General features: G+C 67.8%; 22 protein-coding genes. 14 read left to right on the forward strand and 8 right to left on the reverse strand.

Annotated elements, in window-relative coordinates:
- Positions 1–3: 3 nt before the first annotated feature.
- Both PSEK12I1_RS0101430 and PSEK12I1_RS0101435 read left to right on the forward strand, forming a co-directional pair.
- A complete protein-coding gene (locus tag PSEK12I1_RS0101430) occupies positions 4–1,104 on the forward strand; it encodes a polyamine ABC transporter substrate-binding protein (protein WP_027600465.1) in 1,101 nt (366 codons plus the stop codon).
- Positions 1,105–1,248: 144 nt separating this feature from the next.
- Positions 1,249–2,454, forward strand: coding sequence for a diguanylate cyclase (locus PSEK12I1_RS0101435; protein WP_027600466.1), 1,206 nt, complete (start codon positions 1,249–1,251; stop codon positions 2,452–2,454).
- On the opposite strand, the gene PSEK12I1_RS0101440 is transcribed toward PSEK12I1_RS0101435, so the two are convergent.
- Positions 2,451–3,239, reverse strand: a complete 789-nt coding sequence (locus PSEK12I1_RS0101440; RefSeq protein WP_027600467.1) for a helix-turn-helix transcriptional regulator — start codon at positions 3,237–3,239, stop codon at positions 2,451–2,453. The genes PSEK12I1_RS0101435 and PSEK12I1_RS0101440 overlap by 4 nt on opposite strands.
- A 271-nt stretch (positions 3,240–3,510) precedes the next feature.
- Here PSEK12I1_RS0101440 and PSEK12I1_RS0101445 point away from each other — a divergent pair, with 271 nt between their 5' ends.
- Positions 3,511–4,965 carry a sodium:alanine symporter family protein gene (locus PSEK12I1_RS0101445; protein WP_037006575.1) on the forward strand — a complete coding sequence of 485 codons (1,455 nt, stop codon included), beginning with the start codon at positions 3,511–3,513 and terminating at the stop codon, positions 4,963–4,965.
- Positions 4,966–5,052: 87 nt separating this feature from the next.
- Positions 5,053–6,036, forward strand: coding sequence for an asparaginase (locus PSEK12I1_RS0101450; protein ID WP_027600468.1), 984 nt, complete (start codon positions 5,053–5,055; stop codon positions 6,034–6,036).
- A gap of 507 nt (positions 6,037–6,543) precedes the next feature.
- Here PSEK12I1_RS0101450 and PSEK12I1_RS0101455 read toward each other — a convergent pair.
- Positions 6,544–7,446 (reverse strand): D-hexose-6-phosphate mutarotase, encoded by a 903-nt coding sequence (locus PSEK12I1_RS0101455; protein ID WP_027598676.1) that lies wholly within the window; start codon positions 7,444–7,446, stop codon positions 6,544–6,546.
- A 171-nt stretch (positions 7,447–7,617) separates the two neighbouring features.
- Between PSEK12I1_RS0101455 and ampC the strand changes: the two genes are divergently transcribed.
- Positions 7,618–8,772 (forward strand): class C beta-lactamase, encoded by a 1,155-nt coding sequence (ampC, locus tag PSEK12I1_RS0101460; RefSeq protein ID WP_027600469.1) that lies wholly within the window; start codon positions 7,618–7,620, stop codon positions 8,770–8,772.
- 193 nt (positions 8,773–8,965) lie between these two features.
- Here the strand turns inward: ampC and PSEK12I1_RS0101465 are convergent, their stop codons facing one another.
- The 4 genes from PSEK12I1_RS0101465 to PSEK12I1_RS0101485 all read right to left on the reverse strand — a co-directional run bounded on the left by PSEK12I1_RS0101465 (position 8,966) and on the right by PSEK12I1_RS0101485 (position 14,188).
- Positions 8,966–10,636, reverse strand: a complete 1,671-nt coding sequence (locus PSEK12I1_RS0101465) for a Na/Pi cotransporter family protein (protein WP_027600470.1) — start codon at positions 10,634–10,636, stop codon at positions 8,966–8,968.
- Between the two features lie 164 nt (positions 10,637–10,800).
- Positions 10,801–11,553, reverse strand: coding sequence for a TerC family protein (locus tag PSEK12I1_RS0101470; protein ID WP_027598678.1), 753 nt, complete (start codon positions 11,551–11,553; stop codon positions 10,801–10,803).
- A 116-nt stretch (positions 11,554–11,669) separates the two neighbouring features.
- Entirely contained in the window at positions 11,670–13,004 is a 1,335-nt protein-coding gene (locus tag PSEK12I1_RS0101475) for a CitMHS family transporter (RefSeq protein WP_027598679.1), read from the reverse strand.
- 242 nt (positions 13,005–13,246) lie between these two features.
- Positions 13,247–14,188, reverse strand: coding sequence for a LysR family transcriptional regulator (locus PSEK12I1_RS0101485; RefSeq protein ID WP_028700295.1), 942 nt, complete (start codon positions 14,186–14,188; stop codon positions 13,247–13,249).
- 99 nt (positions 14,189–14,287) lie between these two features.
- Here PSEK12I1_RS0101485 and PSEK12I1_RS0101490 point away from each other — a divergent pair, with 99 nt between their 5' ends.
- Positions 14,288–15,040, forward strand: coding sequence for an SDR family oxidoreductase (locus PSEK12I1_RS0101490; RefSeq protein WP_027600472.1), 753 nt, complete (start codon positions 14,288–14,290; stop codon positions 15,038–15,040).
- Between the two features lie 75 nt (positions 15,041–15,115).
- Here PSEK12I1_RS0101490 and PSEK12I1_RS0101495 read toward each other — a convergent pair whose 3' ends face one another.
- Positions 15,116–16,018 carry a homocysteine S-methyltransferase family protein gene (locus tag PSEK12I1_RS0101495; protein WP_027600473.1) on the reverse strand — a complete coding sequence of 301 codons (903 nt, stop codon included), beginning with the start codon at positions 16,016–16,018 and terminating at the stop codon, positions 15,116–15,118.
- 100 nt (positions 16,019–16,118) lie between these two features.
- On the opposite strand from PSEK12I1_RS0101495, the gene PSEK12I1_RS0101500 reads away from it, so the two are divergent.
- The 5 genes from PSEK12I1_RS0101500 to PSEK12I1_RS0101520 all read left to right on the forward strand — a co-directional run bounded on the left by PSEK12I1_RS0101500 (position 16,119) and on the right by PSEK12I1_RS0101520 (position 21,643).
- Positions 16,119–16,940, forward strand: a complete 822-nt coding sequence (locus PSEK12I1_RS0101500; protein ID WP_027600474.1) for a transporter substrate-binding domain-containing protein — start codon at positions 16,119–16,121, stop codon at positions 16,938–16,940.
- Positions 16,937–17,743, forward strand: coding sequence for an amino acid ABC transporter permease (locus PSEK12I1_RS0101505; RefSeq protein ID WP_027600475.1), 807 nt, complete (start codon positions 16,937–16,939; stop codon positions 17,741–17,743). Before PSEK12I1_RS0101500 ends, PSEK12I1_RS0101505 begins: the two co-directional genes overlap by 4 nt.
- A 136-nt stretch (positions 17,744–17,879) precedes the next feature.
- Entirely contained in the window at positions 17,880–18,770 is an 891-nt protein-coding gene (locus PSEK12I1_RS0101510) for an SH3 domain-containing protein (RefSeq protein WP_051399170.1), read from the forward strand.
- 12 nt (positions 18,771–18,782) lie between these two features.
- A complete protein-coding gene (locus PSEK12I1_RS0101515; RefSeq protein ID WP_027600477.1) occupies positions 18,783–20,636 on the forward strand; it encodes a hypothetical protein in 1,854 nt (617 codons plus the stop codon).
- Entirely contained in the window at positions 20,636–21,643 is a 1,008-nt protein-coding gene (locus tag PSEK12I1_RS0101520; protein WP_027600478.1) for a hypothetical protein, read from the forward strand. The genes PSEK12I1_RS0101515 and PSEK12I1_RS0101520 overlap by 1 nt, the downstream gene beginning before the upstream one ends.
- Before the next feature lie 9 nt (positions 21,644–21,652).
- Here PSEK12I1_RS0101520 and PSEK12I1_RS0101525 read toward each other — a convergent pair whose 3' ends face one another.
- On the reverse strand, positions 21,653–23,068 hold the full coding sequence (locus PSEK12I1_RS0101525; protein ID WP_027600479.1) for a PLP-dependent aminotransferase family protein: 1,416 nt from the start codon (positions 23,066–23,068) through the stop codon (positions 21,653–21,655).
- A gap of 90 nt (positions 23,069–23,158) precedes the next feature.
- On the opposite strand from PSEK12I1_RS0101525, the gene PSEK12I1_RS0101530 reads away from it, so the two are divergent.
- The 3 genes from PSEK12I1_RS0101530 to PSEK12I1_RS0101540 are packed head-to-tail and all read left to right on the forward strand — an operon-like array spanning position 23,159 to position 24,917.
- Complete coding sequence (locus PSEK12I1_RS0101530) at positions 23,159–23,791, forward strand: FMN-binding negative transcriptional regulator (protein WP_027600480.1); 633 nt, start codon at positions 23,159–23,161, stop codon at positions 23,789–23,791.
- 14 nt (positions 23,792–23,805) lie between these two features.
- Positions 23,806–24,255, forward strand: a complete 450-nt coding sequence (locus tag PSEK12I1_RS0101535; RefSeq protein WP_027600481.1) for a GNAT family N-acetyltransferase — start codon at positions 23,806–23,808, stop codon at positions 24,253–24,255.
- Positions 24,252–24,917 (forward strand): GNAT family N-acetyltransferase, encoded by a 666-nt coding sequence (locus PSEK12I1_RS0101540; protein WP_027600482.1) that lies wholly within the window; start codon positions 24,252–24,254, stop codon positions 24,915–24,917. Before PSEK12I1_RS0101535 ends, PSEK12I1_RS0101540 begins: the two co-directional genes overlap by 4 nt.
- The last annotated feature ends 45 nt before the right edge of the window (positions 24,918–24,962 follow it).

Below are 24,962 nucleotides of genomic sequence, written 5' to 3' on the forward strand. Positions count from 1 at the left end.
ACCATGCACAGCCTCCTGCGTCCGCTCACCGCCCTGCTCGGTGGCGCCCTGCTCGCCACCGCCGTCCAGGCCGCCGATCCCGGCGAACTGCGGGTCTACAACTGGGCCGACTACATCCTGCCCGAGACGCCCAAGGACTTCGCCAAGCAGACCGGCATCCGCGTCACCTGGGATACCTTCGACAGCAACGAGTCGCTGGAGGCCAAGCTGCTCACCGGCCGCTCCGGCTATGACCTGGTGATTCCCTCCAACCAGTTCCTGGAAACCCAGATCAAGGCCGGCGTGTTCCAGAAGCTGGACAAGAGCAAGCTGCCCAACTGGCAGAATCTCGATCCCGAGCTGCTCAAGCTGCTGGAGGTCAACGACCCGGGCAACCAGTACGGCGTGCCCTACATGTACGGCACCATCCTCATCGGCTTCAACCCGGCCAAGGTCAAGGCGGCGCTGGGGGCGGACGCACCGGTGGACAGCTGGGACCTGGTGTTCAAGCCGGAGAACATGGCCAAGCTCAAGAGTTGCGGCGTGGCCATGCTGGACTCGCCCTCGGACATCCTGCCGGTGGTGCTGCACTACCTGGGCCTGGATCCCAACAGCGCCAACGCCAAGGACTACGAAAAGGCCACGGCGCTGATGCTGAAGATCCGCCCCTACATGGCCTACTTCAATTCCACCAAGTACATGACCGATATCGCCAACGGCGACATCTGCGTGGCGGTGGGCTATTCGGGCAGCTTCTACCAGTTCGGCAATCGCGCCAAGGAAGCCGGCAACGGCGTGGTGGTGGACTGGCGTCTGCCACGCGAGGGCGCGCCCATCTGGTTCGACACCTGGGCCATTCCGGCCAGTGCGGCCAATGTCGACCAGGCCCATGCCTTCATCAACTACCTGCTCGAGCCCAAGGTGATCGCCGGGATCAGCGATTACCTCGGCTACCCCAACGCCAACAAGCCGGGCATGCCGCTGGTGACCGCCGCCATCCGCGACAACCACGACCTGGTGCCCACCCCGGAGATGCTCAAGAAGCTCTATGTGGTGCAGCCGCTGCCGCAGCCCATCGAGCGGGTCCGCACCCGTGCCTGGAGTCGTATCAAGGCCGGTAATTGAAGGTCGAGTCCTCCACGATCATCCGAATGGTAGCCAATGGCTACCATTCGGCGGTTACATCCCCGCGTCCGGGAACCCTCTATCGCGCTAAGGGACTTATTGTGCTGAAGTGACCCATTGGATTTACCTGCCAGGTACGGCGTCATGTCCCTCAGTCTCGCCCTCACCCGAGCGCTGGCTCGGCCTTTCTGGGCCCTGCGCTTCGAACCGGTATTGGAACGGCATTACCAGCACGACATCGCCCGTTCGCGCCGGCGGCACCTGCGCATCAGCCTGACCGTGGCCATCCTCGCCTACGCCAGCTTCTCGATCTGGGACTGGATCCTGATGACCGATGCCTTCTGGCTCATCAGCCTGCTCAGCGCGCTGGTGGTGATCGGCGGCGGGCTGGTATTGCTGGCGCTCGGGTTGATACGTGCCGAACATCCCGCGCGCGAGTGGCTGGGCATCCTGCCCTGTCTGCTGGCCTATCTCCCGCCGCTGCTCGACGTCGAGGCCACCGATGCCGCGCATCGCGCCCTCTGGCTGGCGACCATGCCGCTGATGACGCTCTTCACCAACAGCTGCATCGCGCCGCCCCTGCGCCAGGCCGCGGTCCACACCCTGATCGCCCTGCTGGCCATCGGCCTGGCCACCCAGATGCATACCCTGCCGGCCCTGGAGGCGTCGCTGGTCATGACCCTGGCGTTCGCCACCGCGAGCTTTACCCTGCTCAACAACTTCTGGATGGAGCGCGCCCGCCGTCAGGGCTATCTGCTGATCCTGCGCGACCGCTTGCGCAACGAAGAGCTGACCGCCTCCAACCGCTTCCTGGCGCAGCAATCCGCCACCGATCCCCTGACCGGCGTGGCCAATCGCCGGGCGCTGATGCAGGCCCTGGCCACCGCCCTGGCCCATCCCCCGCCCCGGCCGCTGCTCCTGCTGATGATCGACGTCGATCACTTCAAGGCCTTCAATGACCGCTATGGGCATCCGGCGGGCGATCGCTGCCTGCAACAGGTCGCCAGCGCCCTGGCCGACGAATTGCGCGCCGGCGATTGCCTGGCCCGCTACGGCGGCGAGGAATTCGCCATCCTCTGCACGCCGTCGCGCGAAGAGGATGCCGCCAAGCTGGCGCAGCGCCTGCTCGACGCGGTACGGCGCCTGGAGATCCCCCACCTCGGGCCCCAGGCCGGTCCGCGGGTGACCGTGAGCATTGGCGGCGCCTGTGCGCGGCCGGATCACGACTCTGCCGAGAGCTTTATCGAAGCCGCCGATCGCCAGCTCTACTGGGCCAAGCAGGCCGGGCGCGACCGCGCCATCCTCGAGGACTGCGATCGCTGCCACCCAGCGATGGAGGAATCCCTCTAGCCCAGGCGATAGACCCGATCGATCAGGACCACGCTGGCCAGGCGCTGGCGCAGATCGTCGTCCAGGCTGGGATCCTGCCAGTCGTAGAGGCCGATGCGGGCATAGGCCCGCCCCCGCGGCGGGCGGGTGCCCAGGTACTCCCAGACCACCCGGGTGCAGGCCGGCTCGCGCCGGTCGGAGGCGCTGACGCCCAGCTTGAGTCCGTTGAGGCGATCGATGCGGTTGCGCGCGCTGGGCAGCAGCACCGTCTGCGACAGCTCGTTGCCGGTGAGGGATTCGTAGTCGGTAAAGAACAGCCGGCTTTCCAGGCTCATGGCCAGGCCCAGGTAGCGAAAGCGTGCCTGGCTGGTGGTCTCGCCGCGGCGACGCAGGCGCTCGAAGCGCACATAGCGGAAGACACCCGCTTCCGCGAACAGCCAGACCAGTCCGCAGAGCACCACGCCCGGCGTGGACAGCGACGGATAGTATTCGTGGTAGTAGCCCTGGTAGCGCGCCAGGCCTTCCTGACGCTCGCCGAACAGGGCCAGGGCCTGCCCGGCCCACCCCGTTTCCTGGCCGACCGGCGCCGCCAGACGCGCCGCGAATTGCCGCTGTGGCAGCTGCAGATCGCCCACCGGCAGGCCGAAGAACTCCGCCAGTCGCTGCAGGTTGTAGGGCGACGGACGGCTCTGCCCGTTGAGGTAGCGATTGAACTGGGCGCGGTTGATGCCGACGGCGCGACAGACGGCGGCAATCGAGCGGTGGCGCTGGCAGAGCAGCTGCAAATTGGCGGAAAAGTCGCTCATGAGTCCGGCCCGAGCTTGACAGACGGCCAGAAAACTAGCATCAAGTCGCGCCATTTTGAAGCGAGGCGCGGAATTGTTCACGCCGGTGGGATAGCCGAATCTAGGCGCCCGGTCCGACCTACTGCCCGTTCCACCCGGACCGACCCGTCCCAGCGCCTGTTGCCGTCGTCTCCCCACGACGGGAGCAGACCCTGGCGGGATATTCCACAATAATAGCCCCAAGGCTTGCGAGCCGGCCTTGGAGCATCACTAGCATGCTCGAGGATTCTTCATGCACTACCTAGAAATGCTCAACGACTTCCTGTCCGGCCACGTGCTCATCGTGCTGATCGTCGGCCTGGGCAGCTATTTCACCCTGCGCTCGCGATTCGTGCAGGTGCGCCATTTTCCGCACATGTTCACCGTGTTCAAGGACTCCCTGCGCAACAGCGGTGATGGCCTGAGCTCCTTCCAGGCGCTGATGCTCAGCCTGGCCGGTCGCGTCGGTGCCGGCAACATCGCCGGCGTGGGCCTGGCCGTGACCCTGGGCGGCCCCGGCGCGGTGTTCTGGATGTGGGTGACCGCCCTGGTCGGCATGGCCAGCAGTTTCTTCGAGTGCACCCTCGCGCAGGTCTACAAGCGCGCCGACGGCGACGGCCTCTATGTCGGCGGCCCGGCGTACTACATCCAGCACGGCCTCAACAAGCGCTGGATGGCGCTGGCCTTCTCGGCGCTGCTGCTGGTGACCTACGGCTTCGCCTTCGTCGGCCTGCAGTCCTTTACCGTGACCCATTCGCTGGAAAACGCCTTCGGCCTGCCGGTGCAGTACACCGGGATCGCCCTGGCCATCCTGCTGGGCCTGGTGTTCATCGGCGGCATCAAGCGCATCGCCGCGGTCTCCGACATCCTGGTGCCGGTCAAGACCCTGGCCTACATCGCCGTCACCCTCTATGTGATCGTCACCCAGATCGACCTGGTCCCCGGCACCCTGCTGACCATCGTCAAGAGCGCCTTCGGCCTGGAACCGGCCTTCGCCGGCCTGCTGGGCGCCGCCATCACCATGGGCGTCAAGCGTGGCGTCTTCGCCAACGAAGCCGGCCTGGGCGCAGCGCCCAACGTCGCCGCCGTGGCCGCGGTCAAGCACCCGGCCGCCCAGGGCGTGGTGCAGGCCTTCAGCGTCTTCCTCGACACCTTCGTCATCTGCACCTGCACCGCGCTGCTGATCCTGCTGTCGGGCTTCTACACCCCGGGCTTCGAAGGCGACGGCATCGTCCTGACCCAGAACTCCCTGGCCGCGGTGGTCGGTGACTGGGGGCGCATCTTCATCAGCGTCGCCCTGTCGCTGTTCGTCTTCACCTGCATCCTCTACAACATCTACCTGGGCGAGAACGGCCTGCGCTACCTGCTCGGCCGCGGCAAGGCCGTGCTGCTCGGCTATCGCGGCCTGGTGCTGGTGCTGATCTGCTGGGGCTCCATGCAGAACCTGACCACGGTGTTCGCCTTCGCCGACATCACCATGACCTGCCTGGCCTTCGTCAACCTGATCGCCCTGGCCATGCTGATCAAGGTCGGCATGCGCGTGCTCAACGACTACGACGCCCAGCGCCGTGCCGGGGTCGACCAGCCGGTGTTCGACGCCGACCAGTTCCGCGACCTGGACCTGGATCGCCAGGCCTGGCCGGCGCTGGAGCGTCTGGAAGAGACCGTCGCCGAAGCCCGCGCCGCCCAGCCGCGCCAGGCGCACTGACCGCCGCCACCGGGTCGCCCTGACCCGGACCGCGATCGCTTTCCTGCCCCCACCCCGTGTGGGGGCAGTCTTATCAGGAAGTCCCTCATGAATTCACCCTACCTGCACATCCTCTACACCGGCGGCACCATCGGCATGCAGGCGACCGCCGCCGGTCTGGCCCCGGCCGCCGGTTTCGAGGCGCGCATCCAGGCCCTGCTGGCCAGCCGTCCGGAGCTGGGCAATCCCGCCTGGCGACTGCAGGAACTGCTGCCGCTGATCGACAGCGCCAACATGACTCCCGCCGCCTGGGAGCGCATGGCCCAGGCGATCATGGCGGCGGCCACCGATCCGGCCTGTCGCGGCGTGCTGGTGCTGCACGGCACCGACACCCTGGCCTACAGCGCCGCCGCCCTGGCCTTCCGCCTGCTGGGCCTGACCATCCCGGTGCTGCTGACCGGCTCCATGCTGCCGGCCGGCGTGCCGGACAGCGATGCCGACGGCAACCTGGCCGACAGCTTCGCCGCCTTCTCGAGCGGACTGGCGCCGGGAGTTCAGGTGCAATTCCATGGCGAACGCCTGCCCGCGGCGCGCTGCACCAAGCAGGCCAGCAGCGGCTGGAAGGCCTTCGTGGCAAGCGCCCGGCCGCGCAGCGGTGACGCCCTCGTCGCCGCACCTGCCGCGCTGCGCTTCGACCAGCCGCGCCAGCCGGTACGGATGGCGGTGCTGCCGCTGTTTCCGGGGGTCGATGGCGCGGTCCTGCGCGGCCTGATGGGCAGTGGCGTGCAGGGGCTGGTGCTGGAGTGCTACGGCAGCGGCACGGGGCCGGCGGACGACGCCGACTTTCTCGCTGCCCTCGCTGAACTGCGCGACGCCGGGGTCCCCGTGGTCGCCCTCAGCCAGGGTGCCCGTGGCACCGTGGAATTGGGCACCTACGCCGCCGGCAGCGGCCTGGCCGACGCCGGAGTCATCTCCGGTCGCGGCATGACCCGCGAAGCCGCCCTGGGCAAGCTGCACGCCCTGCTCGGCTGCGGCCTGGAGCGCGCCGCGGTGGCCGAGTGGATCGGGCGGAATCTGTGCGAGGAGTTGTGATCGTCGGCTAGGTGCCGGCTGCTCCCTCACCCCGGCCCTCTCCCTGGGGGAGAGGGGGCGTTTGGGTCGACTTCGTGCGGGCTCCTGTGTGACCTCTGCCGCCCGCTAGCCGCTGCATCCTGGCCTGGATCCAGGCTTGCCCTCGACACGCTCATCACCCCGCGCCAACCTCTATCGGAGCACCCGCTCTCCCTCTGGGAGAGGGCCAGGGTGAGGGTGCGCTTGAAGCCTGGCAGCCCCAAGTCCTGCGCACCAAATTCCCCCTTAAGCGCCCCCTCTCCCTCCGGGTGAGGGTCGGGGTGAGGGTGCGCTTGAAGCCTGACAGCGCCAAGCCCTTCGCACCAAACTCCCCCTTAAGCGCCCCCTCTCCCTCCGGGAGAGGGTCGAGGTGAGGGTGCGCTTGAAGCCTGACAGCCCAAGCCCTTCGCACCAAACTCCCCCTGAGCGCCCCCTCTCCCTGCGGGAGAGGGTCGGGGTGAGGGCCGCCCCAGGCGCCCGCTCAGTCCCTTACAGCGCCTCGCGCCACAGGCTCACCGCCATCTCGGCGGAGGCGCCCGGTGCCACGGTGAGGACGTCGTCCATCACCCGGGCGGTCTCGATGCAGAGCATGCCGGTCCAGGCGTCGTCGGCGAACTGGCTCAGGCGCGCGGCCTTGTCGATCCAGGGATTCCACAGCACCGCCGAATGGCTGTTGCGGGTCTCGACGAACAGCCGGCGCTGCCACTGGGGATCGCGGATCGCCAGGCGGGCCGGCAGGCCGACATAGACCCGGTCGGTCTCGGCGGTGATGGTCGGCTCGCCGTTCTGCCGCTTGCGGGTCCAGCCGTCCAGGCAGTCGTAGTAGTCGGCATTGGCCAGGCCTTCGATACCTACTTCACGCACGTCGCTCACGGCGAAATAGGTGTGCAGTGCCTGGCTCAGCACCAGCGGATGATCTTCCAGATTGCGCACGCTCAGGGTCAGCTCCAGGCGCTCCCCGACGCTCAGGCTCAGGGTCAGCTCGGTGGCATGGGGCCAGCCCGGGGTGGTCTCGGCGGAGGTGCGGTGATGGAAGTCCAGGCGCACCCGGTCGGTGTCCACCTCGACGCCGCCGGCCTGCCAGGCCACCTGCCGCGCCAGGCCGTGGGCCGGGGCGTCCGCGGTGGTGGTGCACATGGCCTGGACCGCGGGCGGATTTTTCAGCAGGTCGCCGAACCAGGGCCAGCAGACCGGGATGCCGCCACGGATCGGGGTACCGGGCTCGAACACGGCTTCCGGATTGCCCCAGACGATGTCCGGCTCGCCGTCGAAGCCGTAGCGCAGCACATGGGCGCCCTGGCAGGCCACCAGGGCTTCGGCCTGGCCGACGCGGATGCGCCAGACGGGCAATTGACCCAGTTGGATCTGTTCGACGAGGGGGGCAGCGGACATGGGATGACTCCTGGAAAAGGTGAGAGGCGACTGTAGTCCAGTCGAGGACCGGGCTCCAGCCAGCCATGGACAGCAGCGGCGGTAAAATCTTCCAACGCTGGCCGCGTCTCATACCGGTGCCGCACCGCTCGGCTAGACTCCTGGCCTCCCCTCTTCAGGAATGGCTCCCGCATGTCGGCTTTCCCGCGTCTTTCCCTGCTGCTCGGCCTGGGCCTGGCCCTGCCGCTCCTGGCCAACGCGGCCAATCCCCTCGACGACGAGGTCCGCGCCGCCGCTCGCGCGGTGATGGCCGAGCAGGACATCCCGGGCCTGGCGATAGGCGTCAGCGCCCCGGGCCTGCGCCGGCTCTACTACTTCGGCACCGCCGACCGCCGCAGCGGCCAGCCGGTGGACGCCGCCACCCTGTTCGAGATCGGCTCCCTGAGCAAGACCTATACCGCCACCCTGGGTGGCTACGCCTCGGTGACCGGTCGCCTGCGGCTGGACGAGTCCGCCGCTCAGGTCCGCCCGGCCCTGGCCGGCAGCGCCATCGGCCAGGCCAGCCTGCTGCAACTGGCCACCTACAGCGCCGGCGGCCTGCCGCTGCAATTTCCCGATAACGTCACCACGGATGATCAGGCGACAGCCTTCTACCAGGCCTTCCAGCCGCCCTTCCCCGCCGGCAGCCGCCGCCTCTACGCCAATCCCAGCATCGGCCTGTTCGGCGCCCTGGCGGCCCAGCGGCTCGACGAACCCTTCGCCACAGCGCTTCTGCGCCACGTACTCAAGCCCCTGGGACTCGATCACACCTATCTGCAGGTGCCGGCGGCCGAGCAGGCCCACTACGCCTGGGGCCATGGCAAGAATGATCAGCCGCTGCGGGTCAATCCGGGTGTCTATGCCGAAGAGGCCTATGGCATCAAGACCACCGCCGGCGATCTGCTCGCCTTCGTCGAGGCCAATCTCAATCCCGGCCGGTTGCCGGCGTCCCTGGCCAAGGCGCTCGACGCCACCCAGCAGGGCTACTACCGCAGTGGTCCCCTGACCCAGGGCCTGGGCTGGGAGGCTTACCCCTATCCGCTGGCCAAGACCCAGCTGCTGGCCGGCAACACCCCGGCGATGGCCCTGGAGCCGCAACCGGTGGACTGGCAACACCCGCCCCTGCCGGCGAGCGGTGCCCGCCTGCTGAACAAGACCGGCTCCACCAACGGCTTCGGCGCCTATGCGCTGTATATCCCGGAGCGCCAGCTCGGCCTGGTGATCCTGGCCAACCGCAATTATCCGATCCCGGCGCGGATCGAGACGGCCTGGCGGATCTTGCAGAAGCTTGATAGCCAGGTGCAATGAGCGAAGGGGTTATCGCGGCCATGGGCCGCTCCTACAGGGTGTGATGCTTCTGTAGGAGCGGCCCATGGCCGCGATAATGCGAGCAGACAGTCATCTGTAGGAGCGGCCGCATCGGCGGACCGCCATGGCCGCGATAAATCATTGAAGCCCCGTAGGGTGGATGACGGCGTAGCCTCATCCACGAACCTGCGCGTCAGGCCCCACCCGACTCCTCGCGCCCTTCCACCGGCAGTTCGTGCTCGGTGGCGTAGCCGGCGTCGGCCGCCTCCAGCACGCCGTGGGCGATGCTGCAGAACAGCGAATTGACCCGCCGCATGTCGCTGAGCAGGCCCAGGTGCAGGGAGCTGGTCTCGAAGCTCTCAACCACCTGCTGGTGCAGCCGCTCGACGTGGGCATGGGCATAGCGCCGTTCCAGCAGGCGGAAGCGCTGCTTGAGCCGACGCAGGCGCCGCGCCGCGTCCAGGTCGCCGGAGAGATAGACCGACAGGCACAGCTTGAGGCTGTCGACCAGCAGCCGGTGCAGGGCGGAAAGTTCATCCACCCCGGAAGCCGAAAAGGAACGGCGGGCGGCGATCTTCTTGCTGTCGACGTCGCTGGCCATGCGCTCGATCAGGTCGCCGGCCTGCTCCAGGTTGATCGCCAGTTCGATGGTCTCGGCCCAGCGCCGGCTGTCGCGCTCGTCCAGGTCGTCGCGCGGCATGCGCGCCAGGTACAGCTTGATCGCCGTGTAGAGGGCATCGACGTCATCGTCGAGACGGCGCACCTCGCGCGCCAGCTGCTTGTCGCCGGCGTTGATCAGCACCAGCAGGTGCTGCAGCATCTGCTCGATGACGTCGCCCATGCGCAGGAGCTCGCGGGAGGCGTTGGTCAGCGCCAGGGCCGGAGTGTCCAGGGCGGCGGTGTCCAGGTGGCGCGGCCGCAGGATGGTCTCGGCGCTGTCCTTGGCCGGCAGCATGGCGGTGCAGAAGCGCGCCAGGGGTCCGGTCAGCGGCAGGAACAGCAGGCAGCGCACCAGGTTGTAGGCGACGTGGAAGCCAATCACCACCTCGGCGTCGTTGAAGTCGTAGCCCTGCAGCCAGTCGGCCAAGAGGCCGATCCAGGGCAGCACCAGGATGCAGCCGGCGAGCTTGAACAGCAGGCTGCCCACCGCCACCCGCCGTGCCTCCACGCCCTGCTTGGCCGCGCCCATCAGCGCCAGCACGCCGCTGCCCAGGTTGGCGCCCACCACCAGGCACAGCGCCACCTTGAGCGAGATGACCCCGGAGCCGGCCAGGGTGGCGGTCAGCAGCACCGCCGCCAGGCTGGAATAGGAGACCATGGCGAAGACCGCCCCGGTCAGGGCGTCGAGCAACTGGTCGCCGGTCAGCGAGGAGAACAGCACCTTGACCCCGGCCGCGTGGGTCATCGGCGAGGCGGCTTCGACGATCAGCTGCAGCGCCAGGATGATCAGCCCCAGGCCGATGGCGACCCGGCCGAGCTGGCCGGCGCGGGTCTGCTTGCGACCGAGAAAGAACACCACGCCCAGAAAGATCAGCAGCGGCGACAGCCAGGACAGGTCGAAGGTCAGCACCCGCGCCATCAGCGCGGTGCCCACGTCGGCGCCGAGCATGATGGCCAGCGCCGGGGTGAGCGGTACCAGGCCCTGGGCGACGAAGGAGGTCACCAGCAGCGCCGTGGCGTTGCTGCTCTGCACCAGGGCGGTGACGGCGATACCGGAAAGAAAGGCCAGCGGCATGCGCTGCATGCTGCGGCTGAGCACCCGGCGCAGACTGGCACCGTATACCCGCAGGATGCCGGTGCGCACGATATGGGTGCCCCACACCAGCAGGGCCACAGCGGATAGCAGATTGAGCAGTGTCAGCATCGTGGCGCCCTCCCGGCGCGTGTCCAAGAGCTCCTGGCGAGCTTGTCACAAAATCGTAATGACCGTTCTGCACAGACGCACGAGCCCGAAGGCAGGGCACCTTCGGGCTCGTGGGGACTTGCTGGATTAGGCGGCGGAGAGCCGGGTGGGTTCCGCCGCTGGGCTCAGATCTGCTCTTTGCGCAGCTTGACCGCTTCGCGGGCCTTGGCCTTGCCGCGCAGGCGGATGTTGATGGCTTCCACCGCCAGCGAGAAGGCCATGGCGAAGTAGACGTAGCCCTTGGGCACGTGGACCTCGAAGGCCTCGGCGATGAGCACGGTGCCGACCACGATCAGGAAGGACAGCGCCAGCATCTTCAGACTCGGGTGCTTGTCGATGAAAGTGCTGATGGCGCCGGCCGCCAGCATCATCACCAGCACCGCGACGATGATCGCCGCGACCATGACCGGCACGTGGCTGACCATGCCGACCGCGGTGATCACCGAGTCCAGCGAGAAGACGATGTCGATGATGGCGATCTGGATGATGGTGCCGATGAAGCCGCTGCCCTTCTTCGTGGGCGCGTCTTCGTCCTGCTCTTCCTCGCCTTCCAGGCCGTGGTAGATCTCGGCGCTACTCTTCCACAGGAGGAACAGGCCGCCGAAGAAGAGGATGAGGTCACGGCCGGAGATGCCCTGGCCGAAGACGAAGAACAGGTCGGCGGTGAGGCGCATGACCCAGGTGATGGACAGCAGCAGCAGGATGCGGGTGACCATGGCCAGGGCCAGGCCGAAGAACCGGGTCCGCGCCTGCATGTGCTTGGGCATGCGGCTGACCAGGATGGAGATCATGATGATGTTGTCGATGCCGAGGACGATCTCCAGGGCCGTCAGGGTAAAGAAGGCGACCCAGATTTCCGGGTTGGTCAACCAGTCCATTGCAAATCCTCTCGTAGCTAAGGCGCGCTCGGGCGCGCGCTCTAATGGAAAAGGCGCATCGGGCGACGCGCCGTTTTCGAGCAGCCGGCAAGGCTAGTCGTAGCTCTGGCAAAACTCTAGCGGCTGTACAGCGGAAACACACCCAGTAACAAAGCGCCGACCAGCAGGAACATGCAGGTCACGGTGGCCCACTTCAGGGTGAAGCGCTGATGGTCGCCGAATTCCACCTTGGCCAGGCCCACCAGCAGGTAGGTCGAGGGCACCAGCGGGCTGAGCAGGTGCACGGGCTGACCGACGATGGAGGCCCGGGCGATCTCCACCGGACTGATGCCATAGGCCGCGGCGGCCTCGGCCAGCACCGGCAGCACGCCGAAGTAGAAGGCGTCGTTGGAGATGAAGAAGGTGAACGGCAGGCTGACCAGGGCGGTGATCACCGCCATGTACGGGCCCAGGGCGTCCGGGATCACCGCCAGCAGGCCCTTGGACATGGCGTCGACCATGCCGGTACCCGAGAGGATGCCGGTGAAGATGCCCGCGGCGAAGATCAGCGAGACCACCGCCAGGACGTTTTCGGCATGGGCGGCGATGCGCTGCTTCTGCATGTTCAGGCAACGGTAGTTGACGGTCATGGCGATGCCGAAGGCGATCATGAACAGCACCGGCATCGGCAGCACGCCCATGATCAGCGCGGCCATCAGCGCCAGGGTCAGCAGGCCGTTGAACCAGCGCAGGTGCGGGCGGCGGGCCTCGGCGCACTGGGAGACGGTGACGTCGGCGCCTTCGGTCTCGCCGATCTGCAGGATGCCCAGGCGCGCGCGCTCGCTGCGGCCATAGAGGTAGGCCAGGAAGAACAGCCAGGCGATGGCCAGCAGCATGGGCGCGATCATGGGCACGAAGACGTCGGCCGGATCCACGTGCAGGGCACTGGCGGCGCGCGCGGTCGGACCACCCCAGGGGGTCAGGTTCATCACGCCACTGGAGAGCAGCATCAGGCAGGTCATGATCAGCGGATTCATGCCCAGGCGCCGGTACAGCGGGAACATGGCCGCCACGCAGATCATGTAGGTGGTCGAGCCGTCACCGTCCAGGGAGACCACCAGGGTCAGGAAGACGGTGCCCATGGCCACCTTGAGCGGATCGCCCTTGACCAGCTTGAGGATCCAGCGCACCGCCGGATCGAACAGGCCGGTGTCGATCATCACCGCGAAGTAGAGGATCGCGAACAACAGCATCACGCCGGTGGGCGCCAGTTTGCGGATGCCGTCGAGCATCATCGGGCCGAGGGCGTCGAGCTTGACGTGGCCGAGGCTGGCGAATTCGCTGGACAGCGCCCAGGCCAGCACGGCGAAGGCGATCGGCACCATGGTCAGGGCGATCAGCGGAGACAGGCGCTTGGTCATGATCAGGTACATGAAGGTCATGACCATGGCGAAGCCGAGGAAAGTCAGCATGGGAATACCTCTGAATTTTCGCGAAGAGAAGGAGGGTTCAGCCGCGGCGCAGCGGCGCGGAGAGGGCGAAAATCCAGGGGAGAGGGGCGCGCGGGGACGCCTGGAAGGACAGATACGACATGGCAAGAATCCTGGTTATTTTTGTAGGCACGTCGCCCGCTCACGGGGGCGGGTCTTGAGGGGATCCTAAGAGGTCAACCTTTCGCCAGCCTTGCGTGGTGGCGAGTGGATGTTGCCGGATGTCACGAAGCCGACAGGGACAGGTGCTGTTCGCCTCGCTGCCAGACGGGAGCACTCAGGTGCTCGACGAAGAAATCGAGCAGCACCTGGATCTTGGTGGGTCGGCTGCGCGCCGAGGGGGTCACGAAGTAGAGGCCGCCACGGGTCAGCTGCCAGTCCGGCAGCAGCTGCACCAGCCGGCTATCGGCCAGGTAGTCGGCGGCGATGAAGTCCGGCAACTCGGCGATGGCGAGGCCTTCCAGCAGCACCGGCAGCAGGGCTTCGGAATTGGTGACGCGCAGGGGGCCACGGGGTAGCACGCTTTCTTCGCGACCCTCGTCCCCGCTGAAGCGCCACACCTGGCTGCGCGCCCGATAGGCATAGCTCAGGCAGGCATGGTCGGTCAGTTCCTGCGGATGGCTTGGCCAGCCGTGGCGCTCGACATAGGCCGGCGCCGCCACCAGCAGCTGGCTCACCGCGCAGAGCCGCCGGGCGACCAGCGAGGAGTCCGGCAAGGCGGCGATGCGCAGGGCGGCGTCGAAACCCTCCGCCACCAGATCCACGGTGGCATCGGACAGGTGCAGATCCACCGACAGCTGGGGATAGCGGCGCAGCAGCTCGGGCAGCAGCGGCGCCACCCAGCGCAGGCCGAAGGCCATGGGCACCGCCAGCCGCACCTGGCCACGGGGCTGCACGGCGCGGGCCTGGGCAGCGCTTTCGGTCGCCTCCGCCTGGCGATAGAGATCACCGGCCTGAGCGGCCAGCTCGCGGCCGAATTCGGTCAGCGCCAGCTGCCGCGAGGTGCGATTGAACAGCCGCCCGCCGAGGCGTTCCTCCAGGCGCGTCACCGCCCGCGAGACGGTGGCCACCGACACGCCCAGCACCCGCGCCGCGGCGGCAAAGGAGCCCTCTTCGGCGACCTTGGCGAACATCGCCAACCCTTCGAAATCCGGCAATCTGCTCATTTCATTTCTGCAACGATGACTTGCCAATCATTCTATTTTGCAAGGAAGCCAGGGTCGATAGGCTGACTCCACCTGATCACAACCCTCGGAGTTCCCGCCATGACCCTCAAGCTCGCAGACAAGATCGCCCTCGTCACCGGCGCCACCAGCGGCATCGGCCTGGCCGCTGCCAAACTCTTCGCCCAGCAGGGCGCCCACGTCATCCTCACCGGTCGGCGGCAGGCGGAACTGGACGCCGCGGTCGCCCAGGTCGGCAATGCCACCGGCATCGCCGTGGACTCATCCCGCCTGGACCAGCTCGATGCCCTCTATGAGCGCATCCGCCGCGAGCACGGACGACTCGATGTGCTCTACGTCAACGCCGGGGGCGGCAGCATGCTGCCCCTCGCCGAGGTGACCGAGGCCCACTACGACGACACCTTCGATCGCAACGTGAAGGGGGTGCTGTTCACCGTGCAGAAGGCTCTGCCGCTGCTGGCGGACCATGCCTCGGTGATCCTCGCCGGCTCCACCGCCGCCAGTACCGGCACCCCGGCCTTCAGCGTCTATGGCGCCTCCAAGGCCGCCGTGCGCGCCTTCGCCCGCAACTGGATCCTGGAGCTGCAGGGCCGCGGCATCCGCATCAACACCCTGAGTCCGGGCGCCACCCGCACCCCGGGCCTGGTGGAGCTGGCCGGTCCGGATGCCGCTCAGCAGCAGGGCCTGCTGGACCACCTGGCCAGCCAGATCCCCCTGGGTCGCGTCGGTGAGCCCGAGGAGATCGCCAGGGTCGCCCTGTTCCTGGCCTCCAGCGATTCCAGCTTCGTCAACGGCGCCGAGCTCTTCGCCGATGGTGGCCAGGCGCAGGTCTGAACGGCGTCTGGCGGCCAGAAAAAAGCGGACAGCGCCCGGGGCGCTGTCCGCTTTTTTGCCGACCTAATGCGGGCGTCAGCCGCGCAATCGCGTGTTGAGTACGGCGATATGCTCCGGACCGATGCCGCAGCAGCCGCCGATCAGACTCGCACCACGCGCCTGCCAGTCCTGGGCGAAGCTCAGGTAGCCGGGCGGATCCAGGTCCGGACGCAGGGGGTCGAGGCCATCATTGGCGGTGGCCTCTTCCGGCTGGGGCGGGAAGGCGTTGGCATAGGCGCCAAAGGGAATCTCGACACCCGCCGCGGCAAAGGTCGCCCGCGCGGTATCCAGCGCCGCGGCCATGACCTCGGGCTGGCTGCAGTTGAACAGCAAGGCTCCGGCGCCCAGCTCCACCGCCAGCTGCGCGGCCGCGGTCACCGGCTCGCCGGATCTCAGCCGTGGGGTCTCGTCGACGTCTTCGTCCTTGAGGGTGAAGGACAGCCACAGCGGCTTGCCGTCCCCTGGCAGCCCGGCGGCGATGGCGCGCACCTCGGCCAGGGAGCTCTGGGTTTCCGCCAGCCAGAGATCGACATGGGGCGCCAGGCCGCGGATCAGCGGCTGCAGCACCTCGTCCACCCGCGCCGGCTCGAACAGGTCGGGGCGATAGGAGCCGAACAGCGGCGGCAGCGACCCCGCCACCCGCACCGGCTGACCGCTGGCCACCACCGCCTGCCGTGCCAGCTGGCCGGCCCGCGCGGCCAGGGCCTCGCCTTCGGCGGCGAAGCGCGCCTCGCCGATATGGAAGGGCACCACCGCATAGCTGTTGCTGGTGATCACCTGGGCGCCGGCCTCGATATAGGCGCGGTGCACCGCCTCCACCTGCTCCGGCGCCTCGCTCAGGGCTAGGGCCGACCATTCCGGCTGACGGAAGGGCGCGCCGCGGCGCTGTAGCTCGCGGCCCATGCCACCGTCGAGAAGCACAAGATTCATGTTGGCCATATAGCTATTTCACTTTTCCTTATAACCAAAACGGAGTTCAATATCGGTTCTCATATCTCTCTAATACCAGGCCCTCTTACCCTTTGCAAAGGACGCCTCCATGAGAACCGCTCTGCTATCGGCCCTCGGCCTGACCCTGGCGCTGGTCGCCACCTCGGCCTCGGCCGGGGCCACCCTGGACCGCATCAAGGCCAAGGGCGAGCTGGTCAACGTGCTCATGGAGAGCTATCCGCCCTTCTCCCAGCTCAATGCCCAGAACCAGCTGGAAGGCTTCGACGTGGACGTGGCCAAGGCGGTGGCCGACAAGCTCGGCGTCAAGCTGCGCCTGGAAACCCCTTCCTGGGACGTGATCGCCGCCGGTCGCTGGAGCGGTCGCTACGACGTCTGCATCTGCTCCATGACGCCGAGCCAGGCGCGCGCCCAGGTGTTCGATTTCCCGGTCAACTACTACGCCTCGCCGGCGGTGATCGTGGTCAACGCCGGTGACGACCGCATCCACGGCGCCAAGGACCTCTCTGGCAAGAAGGTCGGCGTCACCAGCGCCTCTTCCTATGAGAGCTACCTGAACAAGGACCTGACCATTGAGGGCCAGGAGGACAAGCCGCTGAGCTATCCCTTCGACGATGTCCAGGTGGTGCCCTTCCCCGACGACAACGTCGCCTTCCAGGATCTCGGCCTGGGCGCCGGCAAGCGCCTGGACGCGGTGCTGACCAACCTGGTGACGGCCCAGCCGCGCCTGGCCCAGGACAGCAAGTTCAAACTGGCCGGCGCGCCCCTCTATGCCGAGCCCAACGCCGTGGCCATCGAGAAGGGTGATCCGGAATTCGCCGCCACGCTGCGCGAGATCATCGAAGGGCTACGCCAGGACGGCACCCTGAAGCGGATCTCCGACAAGTGGATCGGTGCCGACATCAGCCAATGAGTCCGCTACCGCCCCCAGACCAGCGCCGCCCCCTGCTGAGCTTTCGCACCCGTGTCTGGCTGACCTGGCTGGCGCTGCTGGCCGGGGGCGTGGTCTTCGTGCTCGGCTTCGATCTCAAGTTCGCCAGCGTCTGGCCGCGCCTGCCCAACCTGGTGGGCTGGCGCCTGGGTCCCAACGGCTTCCTGCAGGGCGCGGCCCTGACGCTGTTCCTCAGCCTCAGCTCCATCCTGGTGTCGGTGCTGTTGGGCTTCGCCGCGGCCCTGGGCCGGCTGTCGTCCAGCGCCCTGGCCTATGGCGTGGCGACCTTCTACGCCTCCTTCTTTCGCGGCACCCCGCTGCTGATCCAGATCCTGCTGATCTACCTGGGCCTGCCGCAGATCGGCGTGGTGCCCGGCGCCATCAGCGCCGGCATCCTCGCCCTGTCGCTGAACTATGGCGCCTACCTCAGCGAGATCTTTCGCGCCGGCCTGCTCGGCGTCCCCGCCGGTCAGCGCGAGGCGGCCCTGGCCCTGGGCCTGGCGCCGCGGGTGATCTTCTGGCGCGTCACCCTGCCCCAGGCCATGCGCAGCATCATCCCGCCCACCACCAGCCAGTTCATCTCCATGCTCAAGGACTCCTCCCTGGTCTCGGTGATGGGTGTCTGGGAGGTGATGTTCCTCGCCCAGTCCTATGGCCGCTCCAGCTATCGCTATCTGGAGATGCTGACCACCGCGGCGGTGCTCTACTGGCTGATGTCCCTGGCCATGGAGTTCCTGCAGTCGCGCCTGGAGCGGCACTACGGGAAGGCGTATCGGGGGCGTTAGAGCCTCCCGATGTTCCCGCTGGATCGTGCTAGCCCTTTGATACCAAACCGGATTTTGGTGAAACAGGTCACAACACCCCTGGATCAAGCCTCTACCATTCCCTCCTCCTAAATTCCTGCTTCGGAAAGGACTCACCATGAAGCCTCGTCATCGCCTTGCCGTTCTCTGCCTGGGTGGCAGCCTCGCCGTCACTGGCTGCTCCAACATGTCGCAGAACGAATGGCTCAATCAGGAAAATGTCGGCACCGTGGTCGGTGCGGCGGCCGGCATCCTCATCGGCAGCCAGATCGGTGGTGGCAGTGGCCGTACCGCCGCCATGCTGGCCGGCGCCCTCGCCGGTGGCGCCCTGGGCAAGACCCTGGGGGCCAAACTCGACCAGCGCGATCGCGAGGCCCTGGCCGTGCAGACGCAGAAGGCGCTGGAGCACGCCCAGGACGGTCAGGTGACCACCTGGACCTCCGACCACAGTGGCGCCACCGCCCGCATCGTGCCGGTGGCGACCGAGACCGAAGCCCGCCAGGTGGCGGTCAAGCGCACGCCCAAGGTGCAGAAGGTCGAGCAGCTGACCCTGCTCAACAAGCCCTATCAGTCGATCAAGTCGGCCAATCTGCGCGCCGCGCCCAACGACAATGCCGCCAAGGTCGGCGGGCTGCCCACGGGTACGCGCTTCACTGCCCTGGGCCGTACCGGCAACGACTGGATCGCCGTGGGCCGCAAGGGCGTGACCATCGGCTATGTCTACGCGCCCCTGGTGACGCCGGCGACGACTGCCACGGTGGCGACCGCTGGCAAGACCAAGGCTCAACCGGCACCTGCGGTCGATCTGGACACCCTGGACGTGGCCAGCGCCAAGCAGCAGGGCGTGGACCTCGACGCCGCCGATCTCGATGCCGCGCCGGTGCAGGACAAGGTCGCCGCCAAGACCACCTGCCGCACCCTGAACTACAGCCTGAGCCAGGATGGGCAGCAGGATCAGCAGACCACCAAGGCCTGCCAGGCCGCTGACGGTGCCTGGGAACTGATCTAAGGAAGGATGACCATGAAACCCACCCTGCTGGCCCTGACGCTGCTGGCCACGGCCACGGCTGCCCAGGCCGAAAGCACCCGCCTCGCCTATTCCAAGGCCGAAGACGTCGAGGTCTTCGTCGACCACGCGGCCGCCGCCTGGTGCGCGCCCGACCTGGCGCTGCGCTTCGTCTACGGCAAGCCCGCCGAGGCCGTGGCCGTCGAACGCCTGATGCCCAAGATCGGCGCATTGCTCGGCAAACAGTGTGACCAGGCCGAACGCCTGACCTGGACGGCGACCGGTAGCACCGACGCCCGATTGAACGGCACGGCCACCAAGGCCACGGCCTGGGCGGCGCAGGTACAGAATCCGGCTACCGTCGCCGCAGCTCCTGCTCCGGCCCCCGTCGAGCCGCCCAAGGCGGCGCCTGCCGAGGCTCCCGCTGCTACGGCGCCTGAAACGGCCAAGCCCGCCACTCCTCCAGCAGTCCCGGAGGCACCGGCACCTGCAGCGCCAGCGGCCCCGGTCGCCGAATCGACACCTGTCGCGCCGGCCAAGGTCGAGCCTGCACCTGCACCTGCAGCCAAGGTGCCCACCGGTCAGATCGCCACCGATTTCGATGTCGCCGGCTGGCGGCCGGGCGATGGCGAAGCCGAACTGGCCAAGAGCGACTTCATGACCACCCTCAAGGACAGCCAGGGCTGCGCCTTCCGCGTCCCCTTCAAGGCCGAGGAAGACAGCCGCTACCTGCAGGTTCGCTCCAGCGGTATCCGTTGCGAGAACGGCCTGGCCCAGGGCGAGGGTGAACTCGTTCTGGAGCGGAGCGACGGCAAGCAGTTGCAGCGCTGGAAGGGTTTCTTCCTCAACGGACTGCCGCTGGACAAGCCCTTGCCGCCGCTGCGCTTCGTCGGCTTCGATAGCCAGAAGCAGGCGCTGTTCCTGCTGGCCAGCGATCCTGCGACCGCCAGCTACAGCCTGCTGCGCCTCGGCTACAGCTATCGCGGCCAGTGGTCAACCAGTGCGCCGGATGTGCTGTTCGTGACCGGTAACAGCGAGCAATTCCGTCAGCTCGACCAGATCCGCCCCATCATCGCCAAGACCCAGCAACAGCTCGACAACTTGGGCACGATGATTCCGCACTTCACCTTCCTGGCCGTGCGCGATTTCACCAAGGGTATCTTTCCCCGCCCTTGGAACAGCAACGAATCCAGTCAGGACTTCTGGCTGTATCGCGTCAACGTCGACCGCAACTGGCGCAGCAAGGCCTGGCAGTTCAACCCCGAGCAGGCCACCAACTACCTGTTCATGTGGGACGAGAAGCAGGCGCGCCAGCGCGAGCAGGTCGCACGCGAGCGTGAGCGCGAAGCCCGGCAGGCACGGATGCAGCAGGCGTTCCGTGCCCGTGACCAGCTCGACACCTACGAGCGCCTGACCCGGGAAGCGCGCAGCAATCCCCAGGCGCTGCTGGCGCGGCAGGTCAACGATGTGGACTACGCGCCGGGCAGTGGTGGCGACTATGGCGACCTGGTGCGTGGCGCTACCCATCCCGTACGTCTGATCGCCCGGGTGACCAAGACGAATAGCGATGGCTGGACCCTCGACTATCCCTATCCGATCCAGGCGCAGGTACCGGCCGGCACCTCGGCCAAGACCGGCTGGTATGTCCTGAGCGGCACCCTGCAGCTCGATCCGAAGGCGCGTGACGCCGACGACCTGCCCCTGACGCATCTGACGGCCAAGGTCGTGCAGCCCTGCACCAGCGAAGGTTGCAGCGACCTGCGCGATCCCCTGGCGCTGGCACGGGTGCAATTCGAAGACCCCGCCTGGACCCCCGAGGCGGCCCGCCAACAGCTCAAGGATGCCGGTCTCGGCGAGGAGCGCTTCTGATGAAACGGACTCTCAACGTCAAACTCCTGGCCGGTGCGGCGCTGGTCGTGGTGGTCGGTGGCTATTTCGGTCTCAAGGCCTATGCCGCTCATGTCGCCGACGGACGTCTGCGCGACTGGCTGTTCGAACACCGCCTGCAAGACAAGATCAGCTGGCAGTCGCTGTCCTCCTCACCGCTGGGCGGCACGATCAAGCTGCACGAGGTGCGCATCAGCGATGGGCCGAGCATCGCCCAGTTGACCCTCTCCGACCTCAAGGACGAACCCGCCCACCGCCGGGCGGATGTCCAGTTCGAAGGCGTGGCTTTTCCGCCCGACGCCAAGGGCCGCTCGACGGCGCTGCGCCTGCCCCTGGTTGGCGATCTGCTGCTCGCCAGCGGACGCGCCGAACTGGCGCCTTTTTCCGGCCGATTGAAATGGAACGTCGAGGATGAGCTGGCGGACATCGGCCTGACCCTGGACCTGCCGGAGCTGCTGGACGTGGATGCGAGCCTGTCGCTGGCCCAGGTCCGTCGCCTGGCCGAAGACCTGAGTGACATGGCCGACAGTGGCCAGCAGGTGGGCCAGCGCGGTCTGCTGTCATCCTTCGGTCTGCTGGGCAAGCTGCAGCAGAGCGCGCAACGCGCCGAGCTGAAGGGCTTGCAGGTGGATGTCACGGATCAGGGCTATTTCAAGCGCAGCCTGGCCCTGACCCGTCGCTATCTGCCACTCGACCCTACCGCGGGCGACTTCGACAAGCAGCGGGACCGGGCCCTGGCCGCGGCGCACCAGCAGCAGCGCAACGACTGCCTGCAGGACTTCCAGAGCCTGGGCGCGCGCGGCAGGGACCTCTGCAAGGGTCTGGTCGATCTGGCCGCCGGCGAAGAAGACGGTCTGCGGGTAAGCCTTGCGCCCAAGGAACGCGTGCGTCTGAGCGATACCCTGGAAGTCGCCCTGACCGCGGCCCTGGATCCGGCGGGCGCCGCCGGCCTGCTGGACCGCCTCAACCTGGAGTCGAAAAGCCTCTGACGGCAGCGCTCAGGCCCAGGCCTCCCGCAGCCTGGCCAGCGCCTCCTTGATCCGCGCCTCCGGCACCGCCGCGAAGCCCAGCACCAGTCCGGCGCGGGCGTCGGGCGGGGTCGGGCCCTCGGGCAGCCAGTAGCGCGACAGCGCGTTGAGTTCCACCCCGACCGCGGCCGCCCGCGCTACCAGTTCGGCTTCGCGGGCCAGCTGGGTGACCGGCAGGCACAGATGCAGGCCGGCCACTGGCACACCCGGCGGGGCGCAGCCGGCGACCTCTGGCCAGCCGGCCAGCAGGGCATCACGGCGACTGCGCGCGGCCCGACGCATGCGCCGGATATGGCGCTGGAAATGACCCTGCTCGATGAAATCGGCCATGACCGTCTGGGTGGCGCTGTCGAGATGGCGGATGCCGGCCCGTTGCAGCTCCAGCAGCGCCGGCACCAGCGCAGGCGGAGCTACCAGATAGCCCAGGCGCAGGCCGGGAAAGGCGATCTTGGAAAAGGTGCCGACATAGAGCACCCGACCGTGGCGATCCAGCGCGGCCAGGGGCGCCAGCGGCGCACCCTGGTAGCGGTATTCGCCGTCGTAGTCGTCCTCGACGATCCAGGCGTCCGTCTGCCGTGCCCAGTCCAAGAGCGCCAGGCGGCGCGGCAGGGAGAGCACGGCGCCGGTGGGATACTGGTGCGAAGGGGTGACATAGACCAGTCGGCAGTCCCGCTGGCCTGCCAGTTGCTCCACCACCAGCCCTGCCGTATCCACCGGGATTCCCTGCAGCCGCGCCCCGCCACTCTGCAAGGCCAGGCCCGCGGCGCGATAGCCGGGATCCTCCATGGCCGCCAGGGCGCCGGGCGCCAGCAGCAGCCGGGCGCAGAGTTCGATGGCCTGCTGGGCGCCGCTGGTGATGAGGATCTGCTCGGGTGCGCAGACCAGGCCTCGCGCCTGGCGCAGATAGGCACAGAGCAGGCGGCGCAGTCGCGGTTCGCCGCCGGGTTCGCGATAGCCCAGCAGCGCCGGTTCCGGCTGACGCCAGAAGCGCTGCTGCAGCCGCGCCCAGGTGGCGAAGGGAAACAGATCCACCGCCGGCAGGCCGACCCGAAAGGCGCACGGCGCGCCGGGCGGCACGCTGGCCAGGGGCAAGGGGGCCGCCCTGGTCGTGGCTTCGGGAGCGGCCAGCGCTCGGGTCACGGGCGCGACATAGGTGCCGTCGCCCGGGCGGCTGTCGAGAAAACCTTCGGCCAGCAGCTGCTCGTAGGCGGCGGTCACGGTATTGCGCGAGATCCCCAGCAGCCGCGCCAGTTCGCGACTGGCCGGCAGCCGCACCCCGGCGGCCAGCTCACCGGCCAGGATGCGCTCGCGCAGGCCCTGGTAGAGCTGGCGCGCCAGCCCCTGACCCGGCTCCAGCAACAGCCCCGACGGCTCGAATCCCAGCATGGATTGGCACCCTGAAAGTCATGGAAATTGGCTCTTACAGGGAGCCAAAGGCGACCTTAGCATGGTCGGACATCGCTGGAGTTCCTATCCATGTATCCCAATCCCGCCTTCTGTCTCGACGACCTGCCCAGGCTGCACCAGCACCTGCGCGATCACGCCCTGGCGCTGCTGGTCAGCCAGACCGAGGCCGGTCCGCTGGTGAGTCATCTGCCGCTCTGGCTGGCGCCCGACGAGGGTCCCTATGGCACCCTCTATGGCCATCTGGCACGCAGCAATCCCCAGGCGCAGGCACTGGTCGGGGCCCCTGTCGCGCTGGCGGTGTTCCAGGGTCCCCAGGCCTATGTCAGCCCGGCCTTCTATCCCGGCAAGGCCGAACATGGGCGGGTGGTGCCGACCTGGAACTACCAGGCGGTGCACGCCCGCGGCAGCGTCGAGGTGTTCGATGACCCCGAGCGTCTGCTGCAGTTGCTGGAGCGCCTCACCGACCAGCACGAAGCCGGGCGTGCCCGGCCCTGGCAGGTCGCGGATGCGCCCGCGGATTATGTCCAGGGCATGCTGCGCGCCATCCGCGGCCTGCGCCTGCCCCTCGACAGCCTCCAGGGCCTCGCCAAGCTCAGCCAGAATCGCAACGCCGCCGATCGCGAAGGTGTCCGCCAGGGTCTGGCCGCCAGCTCGGTACCCGGCGACCAGGCCCTGGCCGCCCTGATCCCCTCTCCTGCCTGACCCTGGAGCCACCCATGACCATCCGCCCCCTGAGCGAAGCCGATCACGCCGTCTGGCACGACCTCTGGCAAGCCTACCTGGCCTTCTACGAGACCGTGCTGCCGGAGGCCACCTATGCCCGCACCTGGCAGCGCCTGCTCGATCCCGCCCAGCCCCTGCATGGCGCCCTGGCCTGGGACGGCGAGCGGCCCCTGGGCCTGGTGCACTTCATCTATCACCCGTCCTGCTGGACCGAGAGCGACTACTGCTACCTGCAGGATCTCTATGTCGCCCAGGACCACCGCGGCGGCGGCCTGGGCCGTGCCCTGATCGAGCACGTCTATGCCCGTGCCAAAGCGGACGGCTGCGACCGGGTGCACTGGCTGACCCAGGAGACCAACTATGCGGGACGCCAGCTCTACGATCGCATCGCCACCCGCTCCGGCTTCATCCAGTACCGCCACCTGCTGGGAGACAGATCATGACCCCGCTCGACTGGACCCCGGCCCTTCCACCCCAACCCCGGCTACTGCAGGGTCGCCATGTACGCCTGGAACCCCTGGACCCGCCGCGTCACGGCGACGATCTCTGGGAGGCCCTGCACGACCGGGATCCGGCCCTGTGGGACTATCTGCCCTATGGCCCCTTCACCGAGCGGGCCGCCTTCGACAGCTGGCTGGCCGGCCTGGCCCAGGGGCGCGATCCGCTTTTCTATGCGGTAGTGGACCCCCGCGACGGTCGCGCCCTGGGGCAACTCAGCCTGATGAGCATCGTCCCCGAACACGGCAGCATCGAGATCGGCCATGTCGCCTTCGGCGGGCGCCTGCAGCGCACGCCCCTGGCTACCGAGGCCTTCTATCTGCTGATGCAGGAGGCCTTCGCCCTCGGCTATCGGCGCCTGGAGTGGAAGTGCGACAACGCCAATACCCGCTCGAAACGCGCCGCCGAACGCCTGGGCATGCGCCCTGAGGGGCTGTTCCGCCAGCACCGGGTGGTCAAGGGCCGCAATCGCGACACCGCCTGGTTCAGCCTGCTGGATCACGAATGGCCCACGGTCGACGCCGGCTTCCGGCGCTGGCTGGCGGCGGAGAATTTCGATGCCGAAGGACGCCAGCTCAGCGCCCTGGCTGTCACGCCCGGCAAATGAGAAGCAATACCAACGGAGCAGGCAAAGCGTTATCCTAGAGGGGTT

Origin of the sequence: Pseudomonas sp. MOIL14HWK12:I1, assembly GCF_000510705.1 — a bacterium.
Lineage (GTDB): Bacteria > Pseudomonadota > Gammaproteobacteria > Pseudomonadales > Pseudomonadaceae > Chryseomonas > Chryseomonas oryzihabitans.

What these genes read in the sequence shown, in the direction of transcription:
- PSEK12I1_RS0101430 (WP_027600465.1), top strand. Translation starts at nt 4, where the DNA reads ATGCACAGCCTCCTGCGTCCGCTCACCGCCCTGCTCGGTGGCGCCCTG.
- PSEK12I1_RS0101435 (WP_027600466.1), top strand. Translation starts at nt 1,249, where the DNA reads ATGTCCCTCAGTCTCGCCCTCACCCGAGCGCTGGCTCGGCCTTTCTGG.
- PSEK12I1_RS0101440 (WP_027600467.1), bottom strand. Translation starts at nt 3,239, where the DNA reads ATGAGCGACTTTTCCGCCAATTTGCAGCTGCTCTGCCAGCGCCACCGC.
- PSEK12I1_RS0101445 (WP_037006575.1), top strand. Translation starts at nt 3,511, where the DNA reads ATGCACTACCTAGAAATGCTCAACGACTTCCTGTCCGGCCACGTGCTC.
- PSEK12I1_RS0101450 (WP_027600468.1), top strand. Translation starts at nt 5,053, where the DNA reads ATGAATTCACCCTACCTGCACATCCTCTACACCGGCGGCACCATCGGC.
- PSEK12I1_RS0101455 (WP_027598676.1), bottom strand. Translation starts at nt 7,446, where the DNA reads ATGTCCGCTGCCCCCCTCGTCGAACAGATCCAACTGGGTCAATTGCCC.
- ampC (WP_027600469.1), top strand. Translation starts at nt 7,618, where the DNA reads ATGTCGGCTTTCCCGCGTCTTTCCCTGCTGCTCGGCCTGGGCCTGGCC.
- PSEK12I1_RS0101465 (WP_027600470.1), bottom strand. Translation starts at nt 10,636, where the DNA reads ATGCTGACACTGCTCAATCTGCTATCCGCTGTGGCCCTGCTGGTGTGG.
- PSEK12I1_RS0101470 (WP_027598678.1), bottom strand. Translation starts at nt 11,553, where the DNA reads ATGGACTGGTTGACCAACCCGGAAATCTGGGTCGCCTTCTTTACCCTG.
- PSEK12I1_RS0101475 (WP_027598679.1), bottom strand. Translation starts at nt 13,004, where the DNA reads ATGCTGACTTTCCTCGGCTTCGCCATGGTCATGACCTTCATGTACCTG.
- PSEK12I1_RS0101485 (WP_028700295.1), bottom strand. Translation starts at nt 14,188, where the DNA reads ATGAGCAGATTGCCGGATTTCGAAGGGTTGGCGATGTTCGCCAAGGTC.
- PSEK12I1_RS0101490 (WP_027600472.1), top strand. Translation starts at nt 14,288, where the DNA reads ATGACCCTCAAGCTCGCAGACAAGATCGCCCTCGTCACCGGCGCCACC.
- PSEK12I1_RS0101495 (WP_027600473.1), bottom strand. Translation starts at nt 16,018, where the DNA reads ATGGCCAACATGAATCTTGTGCTTCTCGACGGTGGCATGGGCCGCGAG.
- PSEK12I1_RS0101500 (WP_027600474.1), top strand. Translation starts at nt 16,119, where the DNA reads ATGAGAACCGCTCTGCTATCGGCCCTCGGCCTGACCCTGGCGCTGGTC.
- PSEK12I1_RS0101505 (WP_027600475.1), top strand. Translation starts at nt 16,937, where the DNA reads ATGAGTCCGCTACCGCCCCCAGACCAGCGCCGCCCCCTGCTGAGCTTT.
- PSEK12I1_RS0101510 (WP_051399170.1), top strand. Translation starts at nt 17,880, where the DNA reads ATGAAGCCTCGTCATCGCCTTGCCGTTCTCTGCCTGGGTGGCAGCCTC.
- PSEK12I1_RS0101515 (WP_027600477.1), top strand. Translation starts at nt 18,783, where the DNA reads ATGAAACCCACCCTGCTGGCCCTGACGCTGCTGGCCACGGCCACGGCT.
- PSEK12I1_RS0101520 (WP_027600478.1), top strand. Translation starts at nt 20,636, where the DNA reads ATGAAACGGACTCTCAACGTCAAACTCCTGGCCGGTGCGGCGCTGGTC.
- PSEK12I1_RS0101525 (WP_027600479.1), bottom strand. Translation starts at nt 23,068, where the DNA reads ATGCTGGGATTCGAGCCGTCGGGGCTGTTGCTGGAGCCGGGTCAGGGG.
- PSEK12I1_RS0101530 (WP_027600480.1), top strand. Translation starts at nt 23,159, where the DNA reads ATGTATCCCAATCCCGCCTTCTGTCTCGACGACCTGCCCAGGCTGCAC.
- PSEK12I1_RS0101535 (WP_027600481.1), top strand. Translation starts at nt 23,806, where the DNA reads ATGACCATCCGCCCCCTGAGCGAAGCCGATCACGCCGTCTGGCACGAC.
- PSEK12I1_RS0101540 (WP_027600482.1), top strand. Translation starts at nt 24,252, where the DNA reads ATGACCCCGCTCGACTGGACCCCGGCCCTTCCACCCCAACCCCGGCTA.